The sequence below is a fragment of the Vibrio genomosp. F6 genome (assembly GCF_005146325.1).
In the GTDB taxonomy this organism is placed as follows: Bacteria; Pseudomonadota; Gammaproteobacteria; order Enterobacterales; family Vibrionaceae; genus Vibrio; species Vibrio cortegadensis.
In genome coordinates, this window is record NZ_SYUT01000039.1 from 11,330 (window position 1) to 11,673 (window position 344).

At 45.9% G+C, this 344-nt stretch carries 1 protein-coding gene; it reads right to left on the reverse strand.

What is annotated here, in order from left to right; genetic code table 11:
- The coding region (locus FCV43_RS20860) for a transposase (RefSeq protein ID WP_170961672.1) at window positions 1-270 on the reverse strand (270 nt) is incomplete at its 3' end.
- Between the last annotated feature and the right edge of the window lie 74 nt (window positions 271-344).

Here is a 344-nt window from a genome sequence, read left to right on the forward strand (position 1 = left end):
CGGACAACTTAACGGTACATGGGCTAACCTAAATATCGAGTCGATAAATCCTTGCAGCGCTCTCAGCGGCATAGAAAAAACTCGTTTCACCATTAGTGCTGTCGTGATGGCTAAATCACTGAACCGACGTGGCCTCCCGCGCTTATTCTGTTTGCTTTGCGCCCACCCGCTTATCGCTTCTTCATCAATCCAAAAGGTCAAAGAGCCACGGTTAATAAGTGATTGGTTGTATTGCTTCCAGTTGGTTGTTTTGTAACGTGGTTTAGGCATGAGGCTACGAGAGATAGTGGACGTAGCAGATCAGATCGTAGGTTCTGGATTTAGTTCCATTGAATTACGCAACA